Consider the following 21,034-nt stretch of genomic DNA (forward strand, 5'->3'; position numbering starts at 1 on the left):
TTTTGTTGGTACATACCGCGTGGGCCGATGCGGGCCCACGCGTATTACTGGCTATCGATCCGCGTGACCTGGCGTGACAGTTAGCGTGACTTCAGCTTCGCAAATGCGGCTGCCATCGCGCCGGCAGCCTCCGGCTCGCGCGAACGCAGTCCACGGCCCGCGTTGCCGCCGCCGTTGCGGTTGCCCGCGCCGCTGCCGGCATTGCCGCTGCTTCGCTGGGCGGTGGCGCTTGCGGGGTCGTCGTCGAGGCGCATCGTCAGTGCGATCCGCTGGCGCTTCACATCGACGTCGAGCACCTTCACCTTCACGACCTGGCCGGCCTTCACGACTTCGTGCGGGTCCTTGATGAACTTGGTAGACATCGCGGAAACGTGTACGAGGCCGTCCTGGTGCACGCCGATATCGATGAACGCGCCGAACGCGGCCACGTTCGTGACGACGCCTTCGAGCAGCATGCCGGGCACGAGATCGGAGACCTTCTCGACACCATCGCGGAACGTAGCGGTCTTGAATTCGGGACGCGGATCGCGGCCCGGTTTTTCAAGCTCGGTGAGGATGTCGCGCACGGTGGGCAGTCCGAAGCGTTCGTCGACGAACTCGGCCGGTGAGAGACCCGAGAGGGCTTCGCGGCTGCCGAGCACGTCGCCGATCGTGCGTTTGATCTTCGCGAGCATGCGCTCGACGACCGGATAGGCTTCCGGGTGCACCGACGACCGGTCGAGCGGATTCTCACCGCCATTGATGCGCAGGAAGCCCGCGGCCTGTTCGAACGTCTTGTCGCCGAGGCGCGGCACTTTACGCAGATGATCGCGCGACGGGAACGGCCCGTTGCTGTCGCGATAATCGACGATATTGCGTGCGAGCGTGGCGTTCAGGCCCGAGACCCGCGCGAGCAGGGCGACGGAAGCCGTGTTCGCATCGACACCCACGGCGTTCACGCAGTCCTCGACGACGGCGTCGAGCGAGCGCGCAAGTTCGCGCTGATTGACGTCGTGCTGGTACTGGCCGACGCCGATGGCCTTTGGCTCGATCTTCACGAGTTCGGCGAGCGGATCCTGCAGACGGCGCGCGATGGAGACGGCGCCACGCAGCGAGACGTCGAGTTCGGGGAATTCCTTCGCAGCCAGTTCGGATGCCGAATAAACCGATGCCCCTGCTTCGGACACGACGATCTTCTGCAGCTTCAGTTCCGGATGGCGCGAGATCAGTTCGCTCGCGAGCTTGTCGGTCTCGCGCGAGGCCGTGCCGTTGCCGATGCTGATGAGTTCCGCCTGCGTCTGTGCGGCGATCCGCGCGAGCTTGGCGAGCGAGCCGTCCCAGTCGCGACGTGGCTCGTGCGGGTAGATGGTGTCGGTGGCGAGCAGCTTGCCGGTACGGTCCACGACGGCCACCTTCACGCCCGTGCGCAGGCCCGGGTCGAGGCCGATCACAGCCTTAGGCCCGGCCGGTGCGGCCAGCAGCAGGTCCTTGAGGTTGCGCGCGAACACGCGGATCGCTTCGGCCTCAGCCTGCTCGCGCAGGTTGGTCAAAAGTTCGCTCTCGAGGTGAGGCTGCACCTTCACGCGCCAGCACCAGCGACACACATCGGAGAGCCACTTGTCGGCCGGCCGGCCCTGATTTGCGATGCCGAAGTGGCGCGCGATCCTGCCCTCGCCGGGATGCGGCACGAGCGCGTCCTGTTCCGCGCCGAGGCCCAGCTTGATCATCAGCACGCCGGCGTTGCGGCCACGAAACAGCGCGAGCGCGCGATGCGACGGCACCGTCTTGATGGTCTCCGAATAGTCGTAGTAGTCGCGGAATTTCTCGCCTTCCTCGCCTTCCTTGCCCTCGACCACGCTCGAGCTCACGATGCCCTCGCTATGCAGCCAGTCTCGGAGCTTGCCGAGCAGTTCGGCCGTTTCGCCGAATTGCTCCGAAAGGATGTCGCGTGCACCGTCGAGGGCGGCCTTTACGTCGGCGACACCCTTTTCGGCGTCGACGTATTGGGCGGCTTCCGTCTGCGGATCGAGCAGCGGATTCGCGAGCAGTGCGTCGGCGAGCGGCTGTAGCCCGGCTTCGCGCGCAATCTGGGCACGCGTACGGCGCTTCGGCTTGTAGGGCAAATAAAGGTCTTCGAGGACCTGCTTGCTGTCCGCCGTTTCGATCGCGACGCGCAACTCATCGGTGAGCTTGCCTTGTTCTTCGATGCTTGCGAGGATCGTGGCGCGCCGTTCTTCGAGTTCGCGCAGATACAGAAGCCGCTCTTCGAGCGTGCGCAGTTGGGTATCGTCGAGATTGTCCGTGACTTCCTTGCGGTAGCGGGCGATGAACGGAACAGTCGCGCCTTCATCGAGAAGCTGCACGGCGGCTGCCACCTGGCGCGGCTGAACGGTCAGTTCGGTGGCGATACGCTGGACGATCTTGAGTGCTACGGTTTCCGTCATAGGGTCTGGATATTCCTGCGAGGATCGGGTTGCGGTTCAGAGGCCTACGGCGGCTATGCCCCTTGTGGTACGGGTACGATAGCGCGCCAGCGGGCCGGTGAAGCGGGGCATTTTGCCATAAATGCCGGAGCGCTCAACCCGGGGGGTGTTAGAATTTCAGGCATGTCCCGCTGCCCTCAGAAGACGTTGACGATCTCCCGCTTGCTCTCCGGTTTGTCCCCCGTCCCGACCAGTACGCGTAAAGGCGCGCGCTGGCGGGTTGTCATCGGTCGGACGGCGTGCGCTGTCGCGCTGTGCGCGTGCGTGCCGGGTATGGCGCAGGAGAGTGCGGCGCCTGGAGGCGCGCCTTCAGCGAATGCGGTAGCGCCGGGCGCATCGCCGGCTGATTCGGCTGCCGGTGTACAGGCTGGTTTTGCCGCGCGCCAGCAGGAGCTTGACCGGCGCACGGCTGAAAATAATTATCGCTTTGCGGTTGCACAACACGACTGCTACAGCACGTTCTTCGTGAATCGTTGCATCGGCCGCGCGCGTGACCAGATGCGGACCGTTCAGGCGGATATCCGCAGCCAGCAACTCAAGCTCGACGCTGAGCAGCGCGCAGAGCGCGCACGCAATCGCGACCAGCAGATCGCGCTGCAACGCGCGAGAGACGAGGCTGAAGCGCCGCAGCGCGCCGCTGATGATGCGCGCAATGTGGCAGCGTACGAGCAGAAACAGCAGCAACACGCGCTCGACGTGCAGCAGCGCGCGGCCGAAGCGCCGCAGCGTGCCGCTAACGCACAGGCGTACGAGCAGAAGCAGCAACAGCACGCGCTTGATGAAGCGCACCGCGCCGGGGAACAATCGCAGGCGCAGCATGCGGCGAACCAGGCGGCGTACGACCAGAAGCAGTCGGATTTTCAGAAGAAGATGGCTGAGGCCCGTGCGCAGGGCGAGCAGAAGGCGCAGGAGCGCGAACAGAAAGCCGAGCGTTACCAGCAGAAGCAGGAAGACGCGGCGAAGCATAAGGCTGACGTCGAAGCACGTCAGAAGCAGGCGGCTGAAAAGGCGCAGCAGAAGCAGCAACAAGAGCAGCAACAGCAGCAACAGACGAAGACGCAACAGCAGGACCAGTAGCAAAACGCTTTTTGGCCAGACAGCAACCTCAGGCGTGCCATCTTACGCAGGGGCACGCCGCTCAGGACGAGGAGGCGAGCATGCGCGAGCAACGTGAAGTCAGGACCGCGGTCCTTCGTGACCGTATTCTGCAATTGGAGTCGGAGCACGGCGATCTGGATCGCATGATCGAGCGGATCGCCGGGACACCCGGAAGTGACGATCTCGAATTGCAGCGGCTCAAGAAGCGCAAGCTCAAGGTCAAGGACAACATCATCCTGCTGCAACTGCAGCTGGACCCCGATTCAACGAAGACTTCGGACGGGCACGCCTGATTCCGGGTCCTGGCAGGCGCCGGGGCGCGGCATCGAGGTTGCCGCGCCCGCAGGACCGAGCAGGAACCGCTTGCCTTGAATTCAACGACCGTATCCCGATCGCGGCCTGCGCCCGAAGGCGGCGCGCCGGCTGGTGACGCACGTCCCGCGCCGGGCTCCGCGACGTCCGCCACAGTGGCACCACTTTCCGCGCGCCGCGTCGCTGAACTCGAGGATCTTTTTGCCGCTGACGGGTTGCTCGCCCGGGAAATCGACGGCTATCGGCCGCGTGCCTCGCAGGTCGAAATGGCGCGCGCCGTAGCGGCTGCGATGGAGGCGGCCGCACAGGCGCTGCCGGATCCCGCGATGTTCGAGCTGCAGTCGCGCCCGGCGCGGCGCAAGCAGGGCGGCGCGGAGCAGGCCGCGGCTCCCGGGCCCATGGACGAGGCGGCAAAGGCCATTGCGGAGGCGGGCGACAACACGCTGATCGTCGAAGCGGGTACCGGCACCGGGAAGACCTACGCGTACCTCGTGCCGGCAATGCTATGGGGCGGCAAGGTGGTCGTCTCGACAGGTACCAAGCACCTCCAGGACCAGTTGTTCCAGCGCGACATCCCAACGGTGCGCGACGCGCTTGCGGTTCCAGTCAGCGTTGCGATGCTCAAGGGCCGCTCGAACTACCTGTGTCATTACTACCTGCAACGCACGGCCGATAACGGACGTTTGCCGTCGCGCCAGGAGACGGCGTATCTGCAGGAGATCGTGCGCTTCGCGAAGATCACGCGTTCCGGCGACAAAGCGGAACTTGCGAGCGTGCCGGAGACGGCGGCGGTCTGGTCGATGGTGACCTCGACACGCGAGAACTGCCTCGGCCAGGAATGTCCGCATTACAAGGACTGCTTCGTGATGCAGGCTCGGCGCGAGGCACAGCAGGCTGACATTGTCGTCGTGAATCACCACCTGTTTTTCGCCGACATCATGCTGCGCGATACGGGCATGGCCGAACTGCTCCCGAGCGCAAACACGATCATCTTCGACGAAGCGCACCAGTTACCCGAGACGGCGACGTTGTTCTTCGGCGAGACGCTCTCGACCTCGCAGTTTCTCGAACTCGCACGCGATTGCGTGGCCGAAGGCCTGAGCCACGCGCGCGACGCAGTCGAGTGGGTGAAGCTCGGCGCCGCGCTGGAGCGCGCGGCGCGCGACGTGCGGCTTGCATTCAAGGAAGACTCGCTACGCGTGTCGATCACGCAACTGAGCGTCGACCATCCGCTCTACGATTCACTCGATGCACTGCAGACCGAGCTTGGTGCGCTCGCGACGGCGCTCGCAGGTCAGGCTGAGCGCGCCGAATCGCTCGGCGCGTGTCTGCGCCGCGCGCGCGAGCTGCAGGGTGTGCTGTCAGGCTGGACTGCGCCCGCCGCGCCGTCGCACGATGTACGCAAGGCCGGAGCGCAAGGTGAGGAGGACGAGCCGGCTGACGCCGACGAAAAGGTCCGCTGGGTCGAAGTGTTCTCGCACACGGTGCAACTGCATGAAACGCCGCTGTCGGTCGCACCGATTTTCGCGAAGCAGCGCGCCGGCGTGCCGCGCACGTGGATCTTCACATCGGCGACGCTGTCCGTGCGTGGCGACTTCACGCACTACGCGGCGCAGATGGGGCTCAGTTCGCGCCGTTCGATGACGCTGCCAAGCCCGTTCGACTACCCGCAGCAAGGGCTTTTGTACGTGCCGCGAAACATGCCGCAGCCGTCCTCGCCCCAGTTTACCGATGCCGTGTTCGACGCTGCGCTGCCCGCCATCGAGGCCTCCGGCGGGGGGGTGTTCATGCTTTGCACGACCTTGCGCGCGGTGGACCGGATCGCGTCGAAGCTGCGAGAAACGATCGATGCGCGTGGCTGGAACACGCCGCTCCTGGTGCAGGGCGATGCGAGCCGTACGGAGTTGCTGGAGCGCTTTCGCGCGTATGGCAATGCGATCCTCGTAGGGAGTCAGAGCTTCTGGGAGGGCGTCGACGTGCGCGGCGATGCGCTGTCGTTGGTCGTGATCGACAAGCTGCCGTTTGCCCCGCCGGACGATCCCGTGCTCGCGGCGCGTCTCGATGCGCTTTCAAAGAAGGGCTTGAGCCCATTTGCGGTCCATCAGTTGCCCCAGGCAGTCATTACGCTGAAGCAGGGCGCAGGCCGGCTCATCCGCGCGGAAACGGATCGCGGTGTACTGATGATCTGCGACACACGTATCGTCGATAAACCGTACGGCCGCCGCATCTGGCAAAGTCTGCCGCCGTTCAAGCGCACGCGCGAGATCGAGGTGGTGAGAGCGTTCTTTGGGAGCGAGGAGGCCGGAGCCGATCAGGCTTGACGGGGCTTTGCTCACGACGGGGGCGCCGGCTTGGCTGCGAGCCGCACGGCGCTTCCGCGAGGCTCGCTACGGGTTGTGCACAAATTGTGTGCGCCGCAGCACGAAAGCGCTGTAAAACAAAAAAGCCACGAACTGACGTTCGTGGCTTTTTTGCGTGCCCGACACAAGCCTGACGATTCTGTCAGGCTGCGCGTCGGTTCGCTGCAATGCCCGCTGGAGCAGGGCTCCAGCGCGAGCGTTGCGCGAAGGCAGCTTACTGGCTAGCGCCAGCTGCCGGCGAAGCGGCATCAGCCGGCGATGCGGCGACTGCCGGCGAAGCGGCTTCAGCCGGCGACGCAGCTTCAGCCGGGGATGCAGCAACTGCCGGCGAAGCGGCTTCAGCCGGGGATGCAGCAGCAGCCGGGGACGCAGCATCTGCCGGAGCAGCAGCTTGGTCGCTGCTCTTGTTGCACGCAGCCAGTGCAACAGCTGCCAGCAGGGATGCTACGAGGAGGGATTTCTTCATGATCACGTCCTTTTATGGTTAAAGGTAAGCAACAGCGCAAATAAAACCGGTAATGTGCTCCAACACCGACCTGAGCCGCTGGTGGATACGCACTGCAAGAGCGTGAATCTTCCCTACGGCTTGGGCGGAAATTATAGGCACTTTCGTATCGACCGTCGACAAATCCGGGGACAATACGTTGTCTTTCTCATACTAGCACTATCTCAGTACGGTATAACAGTCCAGAGTGCTTAAGCAAGCACTCCGACCCGTATCCAGCCCGCACAATACCACTCGTGCAGCAAAGCTGTCATCGACGAATCGGGCGAGAGTGTTACAAACCGTTTCCCGTCCATCGAGCGGCTGTCAGCCAAAGCAGGCAGCCACTTTCTCGCTTCCTTAAGCACGTACTGTTCACCGTTCAGGTAGTACGAGCGCGAATCGTAAAGCAGGATCGTCCTGCGGTCGAGCGTTAATCCACTTTTTGCCGCGCGCGCCGCGAATCGTACCTCATCGAGCGGCCGCTCGGGTGTATCGAAGACAACATTTGACTTTGGTTCACTTAACCACGAGCCCACGAAGGAAGATACATCAGCTTCGCCCCAGCGGATTTTTGAGATTACATGTCCCACGCGTTCGACAAGCATGGGCGGCAACTGCGCCGGGTGCTCGACGGCCGGCTGGTCGGGGTCGCGATAAAGCTCCGGCGTGGCCGGCGGTGTGCCCATGCCGCGTTCGGCGAGCCAGTACAGAAACTGGCTCGTCAGCTCGTTCGTGGACGGCGTGCGAAAGCCGATCGAACACGTCATGCATTCGCCCTCGGCGATGCCGTCGTGCGCGATGTGCGGCGGCAGGTAGAGCATGTCGCCCGGTTCCAGCACCCATTCCTCTTCGGGCTGAAAATTCGCAAGAATCTTCAGCGGCAGCCCGTCCACCAACGAGAGGTCGCGCTGCGCCCCAATGCGCCAGCGACGCTTCCCATGAACCTGGAGCAGGAAAACATCATACGAATCGAAATGCGGACCGACGCCACCGCCATCGGTTGCGTACGAAATCATCAGATCGTCGAGGCGGGCATCTGGCGCAAAGCGAAAGCGCTCCATCAGGGCGCGCGCGCGGTCGTTATGCAGGTCGACGCCCTGTACCAGCAGCGTCCACTGGCGCTGGGCCGGCGAAGGCAATTCGTCGGGCGAGAACGGTCCGTGTCCGAGCGACCAGCGTCGGCGGAAATGCTTGATGAGACGCGACTCGACATCGTCATCGTCTGCGAGCGCGAAAAGCTCGTCACGCGAGAGCGGCGGCTCGATGTCCGGTATCGCCTGACGGATCAGGAGCGGTTTTTTCTGCCAGTAGCGCTTCATGAACTGCGCCGGGCTCAGGCCGCCTAGCAACGGCGTGGGAGCGTCGGGAGCGGGACTTGCCGGGAGGCGGGATGCGCGCCGCTGGCGGGCGCCCACGGGGTGATCAGGGGACCGCTTGGGCATCGTATAATGTGGGCTGTATTCTGGAGGATCGAATGAAAATCGCAAAGGACACCGTCGTGTCGGTCGCTTACAAGCTATCGGATGCGCAGGGCAATCTGATCGAGGAGAGCGACGAGCCGATGGTCTATCTGCACGGCGGCTATGATGGCACGTTCCCCAAGATCGAGGAAGTGCTGGACGGCCAGGAGCCGGGCTTCGAGACCCAGATCCAGCTTGAGCCGTCAGACGCGTTCGGGGAATACGATCCCGATCTCGTGAAGATCGAGCCGCGCACTCGCTTTCCGGAGCCGCTCGAAGTCGGCATGCAGTTCGAGGGCACCCCGGAAGAGGGTGACGAAGACCTCGATTCGCTCATCTACACCGTCACCGATGTTGCCGAGGACAAGGTTGTGCTCGACGGCAATCACCCGCTCGCGGGCATGGCCCTGCGGTTCGCGCTGACCGTCAAGGAAGTGCGCCAGGCGACCGACGACGAAATCGAGCACGAGCATGCGCACGGTGCGGACGGTCTCGAAGTCGTCGACGAAGATGAGGACGAAGACGACGGCGACGCAGATTCGAAGCCTACGCTCCACTAATCAATTGGGTTGCGCGCCGGTTCAGTCCGGCGCCTCCCGTGCCGGACGCGGCAGAACGCCCGTCCTGTTCGGCTGAATACCTCTGGTTTTACGGCGCCTGTCGTACCGAGGGCTCGCTATTCGGTACCGCACCGGGCGCTGGCGGCGTCGGCGGGGACACTTCTCCGTTCGCAGGCGTTGCTCCGCTTTCCGGCAGGACGCCTGGCACCTGCTGCATGCCGGGAATTTCCGTGACATCGGGCATCGACGACACCTCGGGCATCTCGGGCTGAGGCGTTGATGCTTTGCTATCCAGGGAGGGTGGTGGCAAGAGCGGCGAGTGCTTCGGCACATCGTGCACGCTGACGCGCAACGGCGTGCGCCGGGTCGTATCCACATCGAATTGCAGCCACTGCGTGAGCGGATCGTGCAGGGCAAAGGCGATCCGCGTGACGTTGGCCACTCTCACACCTTTTTCATTGCGCAGCGGCTGGTCGATCACGAAGCCGTGTGCGAGCTTCGTGTCGGCAGTGTGAACAAGCACAACCGGACCGCGGAATGTCTCAGCCAGCTTGATGAGGCTCTTCCTGAATTCGAGGTAACCGTCGCGCGTGCGATGCCCAAAACGCAGCCACGCGAAGCGGTCCGCCCGCTCCTCGCGTTCCGGCAGCGGGTTGGCCTGGATGAAGATCACGATCGCGCGTGCGTTGCGGCGCTTCGCGTATTCAGCGGCATGTTCAAGCCAGAAGCCGTTGGCGATCACGCGGTCCTCGAACTCGCCATTGCGCCCGCCCGCATTCAGAAAGTGGTTGTTGCCGTCCGGCACGTTCATCGCCACGAACACGGTGTCGCCAAACTGCCAGCGCACATTTTCCCGATATGGCCTGAAACGCGGCACCTCGCTCTCACGCGTAACAGCGAGCGTGCTCTGGCCTAGCATCGTGGGATCGGAGAAGAACGTCTGGCGCAGCAGATCGAGCCGCTCGAGCGGCTCGTATGCGCCCGATCCGCTCGCGCCACAACTAACCCAGTCCTGCTGTCCCGGCACGAAGACCAGCGGTGTACGCGACGCGTCGAGCATCGCATGGCGTTGCTCGTACAGGGAGTCCGAGCAGACTTCGCGCGAGCCCTTCAGGTTCCCGTCGTAGACGAGGAATGCGCTTTGCGGGTCGAGGCCGATCGCGTCGATGAGCCGTTGCGCGGCCGGTTCATCGCGTTGCGACGTCACGACGTTCGCAACGACCGAGAACGCGTATCGAGGCGTCTGCGCCCGCGCGGCGATGCCGAACGGCAGCGTCAGGACGATCGCTGCAGCAAGGCTATGCAACGCGTGCGCGCGTGACAACGCGCCACCGCCGAGGTGGGCCAGCCGTGGTGAAGACGCCTCGCGGCGCTCAGTTGTTCGCGTCCGGCGACGTAGCCAGCTCATGTAGTTCGTACAACAGATCGAGTGCATCGCGCGGGCGCAGTTCGTTTGGATCGAGGGCACGCAGCCGTTCGGCGACGCGCGTCGCGAGCGGGTCCGGCGCATGCGGCGCGTCTTCGGCTTCGAGCGATGCGTCGTCGGGCTGCGATAGCGCGAACAGATCGAGCTGTGGCGCGGGCTGCCCCGCCGACATCTGTTCGAGATGCACGAGATGCTTGCGTGCCGCGCGGATCACGGGTGCCGGCACGCCTGCGAGCTGGGCGACCTGCAGGCCATAGCTCTGGTTTGCCGGACCGTCCTGCACCGCATGCAGGAACACGATGCCGTGCCCGTGCTCGACCGCCGAAAGATGGACGTTGGCCGCCTGCGCAAACTCCGAAGGCAACTGCGTCAGTTCGAAGTAGTGCGTGGCGAAGAGCGTGTGGCAGCCGTTGCTCGCGAGTAGATGCCGCGCGATGGCCCAGGCCAGCGCGAGGCCGTCGAACGTCGACGTTCCACGCCCGATCTCGTCCATCAGCACGAGGCTCTGCGGCGTGGCGCCGTTGAGGATCGCCGCGGCTTCGGTCATTTCGACCATGAAGGTCGAGCGGCCGCCCGCGAGATCGTCGGCGGCGCCGATGCGCGTAAAAATGCGGTCGATCGGACCGAAGCGCGCGCGTTTCGCAGGCACGTAGCTGCCCACATAGGCAAGCAGCGAGATCAGCGCCGTCTGGCGCATGAAGGTTGACTTGCCGCCCATGTTCGGGCCGGTGATGAGCAGCAGCTTGCGCTCGGCGTTGAGTGTGCAGTCGTTCGCGATGAACTGCTCGACTTGCGCCTCGACGACTGGGTGGCGGCCCTGTTCGATCTCGATGCCGGGCGCAGCCGAAAACTCGGGCGCGTTCCAGTCGAGCGCACGGGCACGTTCTGCGAATGCCGCGAGCAGGTCGAGTTCGGCAAGTGCCGCCGCCACGCGCTGGCAGTCGGGGATGAAAGGCAACAGCGCCTGCAGCAGTGCGTCGTAAAGCGCGCGCTCGCGTGCGAGTGCGCGCTCCTGCGCCGATAGTGCCTTGTCCTCGAACACCTTCAGCTCGGGCGTGATGTAGCGCTCGGCGTTCTTGAGCGTCTGGCGGCGGCGGTAGTCGTCGGGGACCTTGTCGGTCTGGCCGCGCGTCACTTCGATGTAGAAGCCATGGACCTTGTTGTACTCGACGCGCAGATTGCCGATGCCCGTACGCGTGCGCTCACGCGTTTCGAGATCGAGCAGGAACTGGCCACAGTTCTCCGACATGTCGCGCAGTTCGTCGAGTTCGGCGTCGTAGCCGCGTGCGATTACGCCGCCATCGCGCACCATCGCCGCAGGTTCCGGCGCGACTGCGCGCTGCAGCAGATCGGCGCAGTCGGCGGGCGGCTCCAGTGCCTCAGCAATGCGCGCGAGCGAGGCCGCCGCGCCGCTGGCTGACGCGACTTGCTCTCGCAGCGCCGGCAGGGCGGCGAAAGTATCACGCAGGCTCGACAAGTCGCGCGGACGCGCCGAGAGCAGGGCAAGACGGCCGGTGATGCGCTCGACGTCGGCGATCTGGCGCAGCGCGGCGCGCAAGGTGTCCACACTGGCGCCCGGCGGCGCTTCGAGCAGCGCGCCGATCGCTTGCTGGCGCATCTGTGCAATCGACGCATCGCGCGGTGGATGATGGAGCCAGTGCCGCAAGAGGCGGCTGCCCATTGCCGTGCTGCAGGTATCGAGCAGCGAACAGAGCGTCGGCGATTCGGTGCCGCGCAGCGTTTCGGTGAGTTCGAGATTGCGGCGCGTGGCAGGGTCGAGGCCGATGTATTCCGACTCGACTTCCACCTTCAGGCTGCGCACGTGACGCAACTGCTGGCCCTGGGTGGCCGCTGCGTAGAGCAGCAGCGCGCCAGCGGCGCCACATGCGCTCGTGAGCGATCCGGCGCCGAAGCCGTCGAGACCCGCGACGTCCAGCTGGTCGCACAGACGTTGCTTGCCCGAAGAGACATCGAAGTGCCACGCCGGTACGCGCGTGAATGCTCCGACACCGCCTGGTGGCGTCCAGTCCGACGATTCGGCGGGCATTTCTGCGACGAGAATTTCCGCCGGCCGGATCCGTTCGAAGGCCGCCGCGGTCTGCTCGGGTGCGATTTCGGCGAGGCGCAACGCGCCGCTTGCAAGATTGAGCCACGCGAGGCCGACGTTCACCGTGACACCGCGCCGGTTGTGACCGGGGCAGACCGCCATCAGATAGACATCGTTCTTGTCGGACAGCAGTGCTGCATCCGTCAGCGTGCCGGGCGTCACTACGCGCACGACCTTGCGTTCGACCGGTCCCTTCGAGGTGGCCGGGTCGCCGATCTGTTCGCAGATGGCCACCGACTCGCCGAGCTTCACGAGCTTCGCGAGGTACTGTTCGACAGCGTGATGTGGCACGCCGGCCATCTTGATTGGTGTGCCCGCGGACGCGCCACGCTGCGTAAGCGTGAGATCGAGCAGGCGCGCGGCTTTTTCGGCGTCCTCGAAGAACAGCTCGTAAAAGTCGCCCATCCGGTAGAACACGAGCGTGCCCGGGTGATCTGCCTTGATGCTCAGGTACTGGCGCATCATCGGCGTGTGTTGCGCGATGTCGCCTTCGGTGTGTGTAGCCATCCTCGGTGTCAAGCTTAGGGTTCAGGGCGTGAGTTTAACCCGCTCCGTGTGTGTGTCTACCTGGCCGAATGGCCAACGACGCACGTGCACATGCACTTACGTGTTTTCGGGTGCGCACGGGTTCGCCAGGCGAGCATTTGCGGCGCAGCGCCGCATGACGAGCGCGATCATCGCGGCAACAAACGTGCCGGCATGGCGATGATCTGCTGCACGGGTCTCCTGCGGGAGAGCGCCAGCACATTGTCCGCAAGTGATGAGCCGAACCGCACCGCGATCATCGCGAAGAAACCCTTTTTCATCGAATGCAGGCGCCACATGCTGCAGGCAAAACAAAAAAGCGGCCGAAGCCGCTCATTAATGCCGGACGTTTTGCGATGAAGCTTCCGGTTGCCCGCGCCGGCTTGCCGGTACGGTGCGCTCGCGCCACGTCTGATGGACCGCGGGCTTAACCGCGGCGAGGCGGGCACAGTCGATGTACTGCGCCGCACCTGAATCAAATGAAATGAGGCGCGATTACGTGATTGCGCGATGACTTTACGCGGCGTTGACGTGGGTGTACTTCGAGAGGATCGGCACCATCTGCGCGTACACCTTCGGATTGCCCGCGACAACTTCCCCTACGTGGAGGAAGTCAGAGTCACCGGTGTAGTTACCGATGAGGCCACCCGCCTCCGTCACGAGCAATGCGCCCGCAGCGACGTCCCACGCGCTGAGACCCTGCTCGAAGAACCCGTCCATGCGGCCGGCGGCGACGTTCGCCAGGTCGAGCGCGGCCGCGCCCGGACGACGCAGGCCCGCGCAGGCGCGGGTCATATCGGCGAACAGATCGGTGTAGCGCTCGATGCCATCCTTCTCGCGGAACGGGAAGCCGGTGCCGATCAGCGCGTCGGCGAGCCGGTCGCGGCGGCCGACGCGGATGCGGCGGTCGTTCAGGTAGGCGCCGCGGCCGCGCGAGGCGGTGAAGAGGTCGTTACGGGTCGGATCGTAGACCACGGCCTGCGTGACGATGCCCTTGTGCGTGAGCGCGATCGAGACGCAGTAATACGGGAAGCCGTGGATGAAGTTCGTGGTGCCGTCGAGCGGGTCGATGATCCACTGATATTCGGATTCATTCTCCGAATGGCCCGACTCTTCGGCGAGGATGGCGTGATCGGGGTAGGCGGTCTTGAGCGTGTCGATGATCGCCGCTTCCGACGCCTTGTCGACCTCCGTGACGAAATCGTTGTGCTGCTTCTTCGAGACCTGTATGAGATCGAGATCGAGCGACGCGCGGTTGATGATCTGTCCGGCGCGGCGCGCGGCCTTGACAGCGATGTTGAGCATGGGATGCATGAGCCAGGATCCTTTTTATCCGACGCGCGCCAAAGGCACCGAGCCGGTCTGCAGAAGATAAAAGCGTCTAACGATGGACAGGGCCTTCTCGCGAGACCTGTCCCGCCAACGGAGACGAATTGAATAAGAGCGGGGCGCGGCTGGCAAACGCCTCGTGGATAACCAGAGGGGCCTTTACCTTTACCGCGCGCGAATTTCAGCATTTTACCCGAGTCCGGGCCGGTCTTGCTGTGCGAGCGCCGAAGCGGGCCGGCGGCTGCCCCCTTCGGGACGGCAACGTGCCGGGTTAGGGGCGCTGGGCGGGATGCTCCGCGGCCCTGGCAGCCTGCGCGCAGGGCTGCGGATGTGCAGTGAGCGCACAGCGAGCCATGCCTGACCGGCCGGCGTGCGATGTCGTCACCGGACGCCGGCAAGCGGCGAGGCGCGCTAACATAGAGTTTTCATTGCGCTGCCGTTCGAGACTTATCTTGGTGCACTCCGATCATCACGCCGCCTCAGGCGACGCCCACGAGCCGCTGCGCGGCGGCTTCACTTCCACGCGTTTCGTCCTCGTCGAGCCGAGCCATCCGGGCAACATCGGCGCCGCGGCGCGCGCGCTCAAGACGATGGGCTTCTCGCGGCTCGTGCTCGTCGCGCCGCGCGTGCCGCAGGCGCAGCGCGACCCGGAGGCCATAGCGATGGCGAGCGGCGCCGACGATGTGCTCGCGGGCGCCCACGTCGTGCCGACGCTCGCGGATGCCCTCGCGGGCACGCAATGGTCGCTTGCGATGACGGCGCGCATGCGCGAGTACGGCCCGCCGCCGGGCACACCGCGCGAGGCGGCGCTCGACGCTTGCCGCCAGGTGGCGGCGCACGGCGACATCGCGATCGTTTTCGGCAACGAACGCACGGGCCTTTCGAACGATGACGTCGAGCGGTGCAGCGCGCTCGCGCATATCCCTGCGAATCCGGCGTACAGTTCGCTCAATCTTGCGCAGGCGGTTCAGTTGCTCTCCTACGAACTGCGCCTCGCGTATCTTGCCTCGGGCGAGCCAGGCGCGGCGCTGCCCACTGCGGGTCCTGCACCCGTGAGCTCGCCGCTTGCCTCGAGCGAGGACATCGAGCGGATGTACGTCCACCTCGAAAACGCGCTGATCGCGCTCGACTTTCTCGATCCGGCCAATCCGAAGAAGCTGATGTCGCGACTGCGGCGGCTCTTCGCGCGCTCCGGCCTCGAGCGCGAGGAGGTCAACATCGTGCGAGGGATCGCGAAACGCATCCTCCTGCTCAAGGGCAAGGACGACGCATAAGGGCGCCAGGCGCGCATCGCGTGTGCGTCACGGCGGGTACGCGCTCGCGCATGCGCGCTGCAGTCCTGCGCGCTCGACCTTGACGGCTTCGGGGGCATGGCGGCACGTGCTGGCGGTTGCGCCTACAATCGATACAATCCACTCCCCGTTATAAGCAATTCAACGTTCCTTCCGATGCGGCGACGTCGTGCTGCGCGCACCTCATACGCGCGCAGCAGTCCCCAACGCAACGCATGGCAGCCATCATGTTCAAGAGACTCCGCGAAGACATCGCCACTATCCGCGAGCGCGATCCCGCCGCCCGCAGCGCGTGGGAAGTCCTGACGTGTTATCCCGGTCTGCACGCGCTCGTGCTGCATCGCGCGGCGCACGCTTGCTGGCTCGCGAAGCGACGCTGGCTCGCGCGCTACATTTCGCAGCTCGCGCGCTTTCTGACCGGCATCGAAATCCATCCAGGCGCGACGCTCGGCCGGCGCGTGTTCATCGATCACGGGATGGGCGTCGTGATCGGCGAGACGGCCGTGGTCGGCGATGACTGCACGATTTACCAGGGTGTGACGCTCGGCGGCACTTCGCTCACGCGCGGTGCGAAGCGTCACCCCACGCTCGGCGCGGGCGTGATCGTCGGCGCGGGGGCGAAGGTGCTCGGCAGCTTTACGGTGGGCGCGCAGGCGAAGATCGGCTCGAACGCGGTGGTCGTGAAGCCGGTGCCCGCAGGCGCGACGGCCGTTGGCAATCCGGCGCGAATCGTCATGCCCGCGAATGCCGCGCAACCGGAGGCGAAGCCGAAGTCCGCGAGCGAGTCATTCTGCGCATACGGCATCACGCCAAATGCCGACGATCCGGTGTCGCTTGCGATTCACGGCCTGATTGATCACGCGGCCAAGGAGACGCAGCGCGTGGATGCGATCGTCGATGCGATGGAGCGGCTCGGCGCACGGCTTGAGGCGCTCAATGGCGCCGATGCGGCGCTCTTCGATCTGCGACGCCTGTGTGCGGGACTGGAGGGTGGGGCGCCTGCAAGCGAAACAGCGCACGAAACAGCGAAGCGGGCAGAAGCTGGGAACGACGAAAGCGTTGCTGACGTCGACGCGCGCACATGATCGTCGTCTGCGAGTGACGAAACGCGCGGATCCTTTTCCTTCCATCGATGCCACTCAATCGAGCGGCATCATCCTGAATCCTTCTGCATCGACGCGCAGATAGCCGCCGCGTGGCTTGCCGTGATCGAGTTCCCAGTCGGGTAACACCCATCGCACGCCGCCAGGTTCCTGGTGGCGCGCCGGGCGGTGCGTATGGCCGTGAACGATTGTCGTCGCACGGCTGCGCCTGAAAAGCGCGGCGACGCCGCGCGCGGTCACATCATAGCGCGGCAAGGCGGGCCGTTCGCGACCTGCCTCGCTCTTGCGGCGCATGTTCTCGGCGAGCGCACGACGCCACCGCAGCGGCCACGCGAGAAAGAGCAGTTGCGCGAGGCGATTGCGCGCGAACGTGCGAAAGATCTGATAGCCGCGATCGTCGGTGCATAGCGCGTCGCCGTGCGCAAGCGCGATGCGCGTGCCAAATGCCGTAATCGCGATCGGGTCCGGCAGCCAGATTGCGCCCGCGGCTTTCATGAAGCGCTTGCCCATGAGGAAGTCGCGGTTGCCGTGCATGACGTAGAGCGCGATGCCGCGCTCGGAGAGCGTGTGCATCAGCGCGGTCATACGTGCGATGAACGGATCGGCGAGCATGTCGTCGCCGATCCAGTATTCGAAGAGGTCGCCGAGGATGAACACCGAGTCCGCCTGATCGGCGGTGACGCGGATGAAACGCTCGAACGCGGCGACCGTGTGCGGGATCGCGTCACTCAGATGCAGGTCCGACACGAACAGAAACGGGCGTGCCGCGTGCGGGCGTTTGCCCTCGCCGGGCACGCCCGCAGCGGCGTGTCGTAGTGCTTTCTCCTGCAGCATGAATGAAGCGCGCGCCCGGTGTCGTTATTCGACGACGACAGCTTTTTCGATCACGACGTCGTCGGCCGGCACGTCCTGATGAAATCCCTTCGAGCCCGTCTTGACCTTCTTGATCTTGTCGACGACGTCGAGGCCGTCGACAACCTTGCCGAACACGGCGTAGCCCCAGCCTTGCGGCGTCGGCGACGAATGGTTCAGGAAGTCGTTGTCGGCGACGTTGATGAAGAATTGCGCCGATGCCGAATGCGGGTCGTTGGTGCGCGCCATGGCGATCGAGCCGCGCTCGTTCTTCAGGCCGTTGTTCGCTTCGTTTTCGATCGGGGCATCGGTGGGACGTTGCTTCATGCCGGCTTCGAAACCGCCGCCCTGGATCATGAAGCCGTCGATGACACGGTGGAACACGGTGCCGTCGTAGTGGCCCTTCTTCACGTAAGCGAGAAAGTTCGCGACGGTTTTCGGCGCTTTTTCGGCGTTGAGTTCGAGCTTGATGACGCCGTGATTCGTATGCAGTTCGACCATGATGGAATCCTTTGCTGTGGCTGGGGTGAGTGAGCAGTGTGGCAGCGGCACGAGGCGTGGCGTTGCGCCCTCGCGTGTGCCGGTGCCGCACCGCGCGATGAGAGGAGTGCTAGTGCGTGTTATTTGCCGATGACCGTTGCCGACTCGATCACGACTGCCGTTTGCGGCACGTCCGACATCGGGCCGCGCGAGGTGGTGGGCACGGCTTCGATCCGCTTCACGACGTCCATGCCCTGTGTGACTTTGCCGAATACCGCATAGCCGTTGCCGTCTGGATTCGGGTAGTCGAGCCCCGCGTTATCCACCGTGTTGATGAAGAACTGCGCCGTGGCCGAATCGGGGTCGCCGGTGCGCGCCATCGCAATCGTGCCGGTCTGATTCTTCAGTCCGTTTCTGCTTTCGAGCGGGATCGGTGCGCGCGTCGGTTTCTCGACGAAGCTCGTCGTATAGCCGCCGCCCTGGATCATGAAGCCGCGAATCACGCGATGGAAAATCGTGCCGTTGTACTGGCCGGCCTTCACGTACTGGAGGAAGTTGTCGACGGTCTTCGGCGCCTTCTCAGGATAGAGTTCGACGCGAATGTCGCCCTCGCTGGTCTTGATGAGCACCTGCGGATGCGCGGCTTGAGCGGCCGGTTGCGCAAAGGCGGGAGCGTTCGCGATCAGGGCGGCGCTGCCGAGCGCCAACATCAACCATTTCATGAGTGTCCTCGGTAAAGCGGATTGGAAGGGGATTGGGAAACGACGTGCGCCGCTGCCTGAGCGGCGCGGCTTATTGCGAAGGCGCCACGTACGGCGGCGTCGCGAAGGGTCCCGACGGGCCGCCGAACTGGAACGAGGGATTGCTCAGCGTGGGCGCGATGAGGTTTGTCGTCTCCCCTTCGTTCGTAGCGGCGGGCGACACTGCCGGTTTTTTCGGCGCGGCAGACGGCGTGACGATGGTCTGGATGCTGGCGAGGCGCTGCTGCGTGGTGCCGCTCGCGTGACCTAGCGCAGTTGCGCGTCGGTATGACGCATCGGCGAGGCGCAGATACAGGTCACCGAGGTTCTCCCATGCAAGGCCGTACGACGGGTTCGCCTTCACCGCGGTTTCCAGTGCGACGCGCGCCTCTTCAAATCGGCCGTGCTTCGCGAAAAGCGCGGCGAGATTGTTGTAGGGCTCGGGCAATTCGGGGTACAGCTGCGTGAGCTCGGTAAATGCCGCGATCGCGTCGTCGTCGCGATTCAGACGCGCGAGGATCGTGGCACGCTTGAATTTCGCCTGCACGTCGTGCGGGTTCGTCTTGATACGCGCGTCGAGCGCCTCGAGCGCCGCCGCCCAGTTATGCTGCGCGATGGCGGCGTCCGCTTCGGGCGTGCCGTCGGCGGTTGCGGGGGGCGCAGCATGGGTCATCTGCGCACTGCCGAAGACGAACGCGATGCTCGCAAGCGCCGCTGCGGCAAGGGTCGCGACGCGATGCGTGCGGCCGCTGGAAGGTTTCATAGGGTGAGGTCGCGGTGTTATACTCCGAGCCATTCTAACAAAAGGTCCGTGCGTTTTCGTCGCGCGCTTGTTCCGGCCGCATCCGGTAAGTTCCGGGCAACCTCCGGACAACTTCTGGGCGCGACGCGTGAGACGCCGGGCTGTCTTCGCCCCTCGTGGTCGTCTCTGTCCAGATCGTAGCCTGAGTGCCGCGGTGCGTCGCACCGGCCGGCCACGGTCGGCGCCGTTGCAGATTTTCTTCGAACCACGTATCCAGCGTCCTTATGGAATCACTGCGCATCTACAACACGCTCGCGCGTGACAAGCAAGTTTTCGTGCCCCTCGAGCCCGGCGTCGTACGCATGTACGTCTGTGGCATGACGGTGTACGACTATTGTCACGTGGGCCACGCGCGTGTGATGGTGGTGTTCGACATCGTGCAACGATGGCTGCGCGCGCTCGGTTACAAGGTAACGTATGTCCGCAATATTACCGACATCGACGACAAGATCATTCGCCGCGCGGTAGAGAACGGCGAGACGATCAAGTCGCTCACCAGCCGTTTCATCGATGCACTTCACGAAGACGCGGACGCACTCGGCGTGGCGCGCCCCGATCTCGAGCCGCGTGCCACGCAATACATTGCGCAGATGCTCGACATGATCGGTATGCTGGAGAAAAACGGCTACGCGTATCAGGGCACGGACGGCGACGTCAACTACGCGGTGCGCAAGTTCGCGAACTATGGTGCGCTCTCGGGCAAATCGATCGAAGACTTGCGTACCGGCGAGCGTGTGGCTGCCAACGATGCCAAGCAGGATCCGCTCGACTTCGTCCTGTGGAAACAGGCGAAGGCGCATGAACCTGCTGATACGAGCTGGGATTCGAAGTACGGCCGTGGGCGCCCGGGCTGGCACATCGAATGTTCCGCGATGGGGTGCACGCTGCTCGGAGAGCATTTCGACATTCATGGCGGCGGGCAGGATCTGCAGTTTCCGCACCATGAGAACGAGATTGCGCAGAGCGAAGGGGCGACCGGCAAGACGTTCGTGAATTACTGGATGCACAACGGGTTCGTGCAGATCGACAATGAGAAGATGTCGAAGTCGCTCGGCAACTTCTTCACGATCCGCGACGTGCTCGCGAAGTACGATGCCGAAGTGGTGCGTTTCTTCATGGCACGCGCGCACTATCGGTCGCCGTTGAATTACAGCGACGTGCACCTCGACGATGCACGCAACGCGCTCACGCGTCTTTACACGGCGTTGAAAGATGTGACGCCGGATGCGGGCGAACTCGACTGGAACGAACCGTTCGCGCAACGCTTTAGCGCGGCGATGAACGACGACTTCAACACACCGGTTGCGATCGCCGTGCTGTTCGATCTCGCGACGGAAGTGAACCGCACACGTGATGCGGTGCTCGCGCGTCAGTTGCAGTGCCTCGCGCGCGTGCTCGGGTTGCTCGTGCGTGAGCCGCGCGTGTTCCTGCAACAGGCGGCTGGTGCACAAGATGCAGGGGCGCTCGACGTGGCCGGGATCGAAGCGAAGATCGCCGCGCGCCAGGAAGCGAAGAAGGCTAAACAATATGCGGAGGCGGACCGGATCAGGGCCGAGCTGCTTGATGCCGGTATCGCGCTCGAAGACAAACCGGGCGGATTGACCGAGTGGCGCCGCGTTTGAGCGGGCTATCCAGTTTC

The 21,034-nt window shown here is 64.4% G+C and carries 18 protein-coding genes; 7 read left to right on the plus strand and 11 right to left on the minus strand.

Features of this window, described 5'->3' with window-relative positions:
- Positions 1 to 80: 80 nt before the first annotated feature.
- A complete protein-coding gene (locus tag D1Y85_RS07010; RefSeq protein ID WP_124150332.1) occupies positions 81 to 2,423 on the minus strand; it encodes a Tex family protein in 2,343 nt (780 codons plus the stop codon).
- A 162-nt stretch (positions 2,424 to 2,585) separates the two neighbouring features.
- Between D1Y85_RS07010 and D1Y85_RS07015 the strand changes: the two genes are divergently transcribed.
- The 3 genes from D1Y85_RS07015 to yoaA all read left to right on the plus strand — a co-directional run bounded on the left by D1Y85_RS07015 (position 2,586) and on the right by yoaA (position 6,193).
- Positions 2,586 to 3,539: a colicin transporter gene (locus tag D1Y85_RS07015; RefSeq protein WP_124150333.1), complete on the plus strand. Its 954-nt coding sequence runs from the start codon at positions 2,586 to 2,588 to the stop codon at positions 3,537 to 3,539.
- An 80-nt stretch (positions 3,540 to 3,619) separates the two neighbouring features.
- Positions 3,620 to 3,853 carry a DUF465 domain-containing protein gene (locus D1Y85_RS07020; RefSeq protein ID WP_124150334.1) on the plus strand — a complete coding sequence of 78 codons (234 nt, stop codon included), beginning with the start codon at positions 3,620 to 3,622 and terminating at the stop codon, positions 3,851 to 3,853.
- A gap of 174 nt (positions 3,854 to 4,027) precedes the next feature.
- On the plus strand, positions 4,028 to 6,193 hold the full coding sequence (gene yoaA, locus D1Y85_RS07025) for a DNA repair helicase YoaA (RefSeq protein ID WP_425466887.1): 2,166 nt from the start codon (positions 4,028 to 4,030) through the stop codon (positions 6,191 to 6,193).
- A 253-nt stretch (positions 6,194 to 6,446) separates the two neighbouring features.
- On the opposite strand, the gene D1Y85_RS27465 is transcribed toward yoaA, so the two are convergent.
- Positions 6,447 to 6,698, minus strand: a complete 252-nt coding sequence (locus tag D1Y85_RS27465; RefSeq protein WP_246024811.1) for a hypothetical protein — start codon at positions 6,696 to 6,698, stop codon at positions 6,447 to 6,449.
- A 230-nt stretch (positions 6,699 to 6,928) separates the two neighbouring features.
- Entirely contained in the window at positions 6,929 to 8,161 is a 1,233-nt protein-coding gene (locus D1Y85_RS07040; protein ID WP_124150337.1) for a cupin domain-containing protein, read from the minus strand.
- Between the two features lie 32 nt (positions 8,162 to 8,193).
- Between D1Y85_RS07040 and D1Y85_RS07045 the strand changes: the two genes are divergently transcribed.
- On the plus strand, positions 8,194 to 8,739 hold the full coding sequence (locus D1Y85_RS07045) for an FKBP-type peptidyl-prolyl cis-trans isomerase (RefSeq protein WP_124150338.1): 546 nt from the start codon (positions 8,194 to 8,196) through the stop codon (positions 8,737 to 8,739).
- A gap of 88 nt (positions 8,740 to 8,827) precedes the next feature.
- Here D1Y85_RS07045 and D1Y85_RS07050 read toward each other — a convergent pair whose 3' ends face one another.
- The 4 genes from D1Y85_RS07050 to D1Y85_RS07060 all read right to left on the minus strand — a co-directional run bounded on the left by D1Y85_RS07050 (position 8,828) and on the right by D1Y85_RS07060 (position 14,111).
- The gene (locus D1Y85_RS07050) at positions 8,828 to 10,147 is read right to left on the minus strand and encodes a hypothetical protein (protein WP_124150339.1); all 1,320 of its coding nucleotides are present in this window, start codon (positions 10,145 to 10,147) and stop codon (positions 8,828 to 8,830) included.
- Entirely contained in the window at positions 10,113 to 12,779 is a 2,667-nt protein-coding gene (mutS, locus tag D1Y85_RS07055) for a DNA mismatch repair protein MutS (RefSeq protein WP_124150340.1), read from the minus strand. The genes D1Y85_RS07050 and mutS overlap by 35 nt, the downstream gene beginning before the upstream one ends.
- A gap of 167 nt (positions 12,780 to 12,946) precedes the next feature.
- Entirely contained in the window at positions 12,947 to 13,078 is a 132-nt protein-coding gene (locus D1Y85_RS27880; RefSeq protein ID WP_281278267.1) for a hypothetical protein, read from the minus strand.
- Positions 13,079 to 13,313: 235 nt separating this feature from the next.
- On the minus strand, positions 13,314 to 14,111 hold the full coding sequence (locus D1Y85_RS07060; RefSeq protein WP_124150341.1) for an inositol monophosphatase family protein: 798 nt from the start codon (positions 14,109 to 14,111) through the stop codon (positions 13,314 to 13,316).
- 467 nt (positions 14,112 to 14,578) lie between these two features.
- Here D1Y85_RS07060 and D1Y85_RS07065 point away from each other — a divergent pair, with 467 nt between their 5' ends.
- Both D1Y85_RS07065 and cysE read left to right on the plus strand, forming a co-directional pair.
- The gene (locus D1Y85_RS07065) at positions 14,579 to 15,400 is read left to right on the plus strand and encodes an RNA methyltransferase (protein WP_246024812.1); all 822 of its coding nucleotides are present in this window, start codon (positions 14,579 to 14,581) and stop codon (positions 15,398 to 15,400) included.
- Between the two features lie 245 nt (positions 15,401 to 15,645).
- Positions 15,646 to 16,503 carry a serine O-acetyltransferase gene (gene cysE / locus D1Y85_RS07070; protein WP_124150342.1) on the plus strand — a complete coding sequence of 286 codons (858 nt, stop codon included), beginning with the start codon at positions 15,646 to 15,648 and terminating at the stop codon, positions 16,501 to 16,503.
- Between the two features lie 54 nt (positions 16,504 to 16,557).
- On the opposite strand, the gene D1Y85_RS07075 is transcribed toward cysE, so the two are convergent.
- From D1Y85_RS07075 to D1Y85_RS07090, 4 genes are all read right to left on the minus strand, one after another.
- The gene (locus D1Y85_RS07075; RefSeq protein WP_124150343.1) at positions 16,558 to 17,355 is read right to left on the minus strand and encodes a UDP-2,3-diacylglucosamine diphosphatase; all 798 of its coding nucleotides are present in this window, start codon (positions 17,353 to 17,355) and stop codon (positions 16,558 to 16,560) included.
- Between the two features lie 24 nt (positions 17,356 to 17,379).
- The gene (locus tag D1Y85_RS07080; RefSeq protein ID WP_124150344.1) at positions 17,380 to 17,874 is read right to left on the minus strand and encodes a peptidylprolyl isomerase; all 495 of its coding nucleotides are present in this window, start codon (positions 17,872 to 17,874) and stop codon (positions 17,380 to 17,382) included.
- Between the two features lie 119 nt (positions 17,875 to 17,993).
- A complete protein-coding gene (locus D1Y85_RS07085; protein WP_124150345.1) occupies positions 17,994 to 18,575 on the minus strand; it encodes a peptidylprolyl isomerase in 582 nt (193 codons plus the stop codon).
- 70 nt (positions 18,576 to 18,645) lie between these two features.
- The gene (locus D1Y85_RS07090) at positions 18,646 to 19,356 is read right to left on the minus strand and encodes a tetratricopeptide repeat protein (RefSeq protein WP_246024813.1); all 711 of its coding nucleotides are present in this window, start codon (positions 19,354 to 19,356) and stop codon (positions 18,646 to 18,648) included.
- 263 nt (positions 19,357 to 19,619) lie between these two features.
- On the opposite strand from D1Y85_RS07090, the gene cysS reads away from it, so the two are divergent.
- A complete protein-coding gene (cysS, locus tag D1Y85_RS07095) occupies positions 19,620 to 21,017 on the plus strand; it encodes a cysteine--tRNA ligase (protein ID WP_124150347.1) in 1,398 nt (465 codons plus the stop codon).
- Positions 21,018 to 21,034: the final 17 nt, after the last annotated feature.

Source organism: Paraburkholderia dinghuensis, assembly GCF_003837865.1.
GTDB classification, from domain to species: domain Bacteria; phylum Pseudomonadota; class Gammaproteobacteria; order Burkholderiales; family Burkholderiaceae; genus Paraburkholderia; species Paraburkholderia dinghuensis.

Coding starts and splice junctions, on each gene's coding strand:
- D1Y85_RS07020 (WP_124150334.1), top strand. CDS start 3,620: ATGCGCGAGCAACGTGAAGTCAGGACCGCGGTCCTTCGTGACCGTATT.
- D1Y85_RS27880 (WP_281278267.1), bottom strand. CDS start 13,078: ATGAAAAAGGGTTTCTTCGCGATGATCGCGGTGCGGTTCGGCTCATCA.
- D1Y85_RS07010 (WP_124150332.1), bottom strand. CDS start 2,423: ATGACGGAAACCGTAGCACTCAAGATCGTCCAGCGTATCGCCACCGAA.
- D1Y85_RS07080 (WP_124150344.1), bottom strand. CDS start 17,874: ATGGTCGAACTGCATACGAATCACGGCGTCATCAAGCTCGAACTCAAC.
- D1Y85_RS07045 (WP_124150338.1), top strand. CDS start 8,194: ATGAAAATCGCAAAGGACACCGTCGTGTCGGTCGCTTACAAGCTATCG.
- D1Y85_RS07090 (WP_246024813.1), bottom strand. CDS start 19,356: ATGAAACCTTCCAGCGGCCGCACGCATCGCGTCGCGACCCTTGCCGCA.
- cysE (WP_124150342.1), top strand. CDS start 15,646: ATGTTCAAGAGACTCCGCGAAGACATCGCCACTATCCGCGAGCGCGAT.
- D1Y85_RS07060 (WP_124150341.1), bottom strand. CDS start 14,111: ATGCATCCCATGCTCAACATCGCTGTCAAGGCCGCGCGCCGCGCCGGA.
- D1Y85_RS07050 (WP_124150339.1), bottom strand. CDS start 10,147: ATGAGCTGGCTACGTCGCCGGACGCGAACAACTGAGCGCCGCGAGGCG.
- D1Y85_RS07075 (WP_124150343.1), bottom strand. CDS start 17,355: ATGCTGCAGGAGAAAGCACTACGACACGCCGCTGCGGGCGTGCCCGGC.
- mutS (WP_124150340.1), bottom strand. CDS start 12,779: ATGGCTACACACACCGAAGGCGACATCGCGCAACACACGCCGATGATG.
- D1Y85_RS07040 (WP_124150337.1), bottom strand. CDS start 8,161: ATGCCCAAGCGGTCCCCTGATCACCCCGTGGGCGCCCGCCAGCGGCGC.
- cysS (WP_124150347.1), top strand. CDS start 19,620: ATGGAATCACTGCGCATCTACAACACGCTCGCGCGTGACAAGCAAGTT.
- D1Y85_RS07015 (WP_124150333.1), top strand. CDS start 2,586: ATGTCCCGCTGCCCTCAGAAGACGTTGACGATCTCCCGCTTGCTCTCC.
- D1Y85_RS27465 (WP_246024811.1), bottom strand. CDS start 6,698: ATGAAGAAATCCCTCCTCGTAGCATCCCTGCTGGCAGCTGTTGCACTG.
- D1Y85_RS07085 (WP_124150345.1), bottom strand. CDS start 18,575: ATGAAATGGTTGATGTTGGCGCTCGGCAGCGCCGCCCTGATCGCGAAC.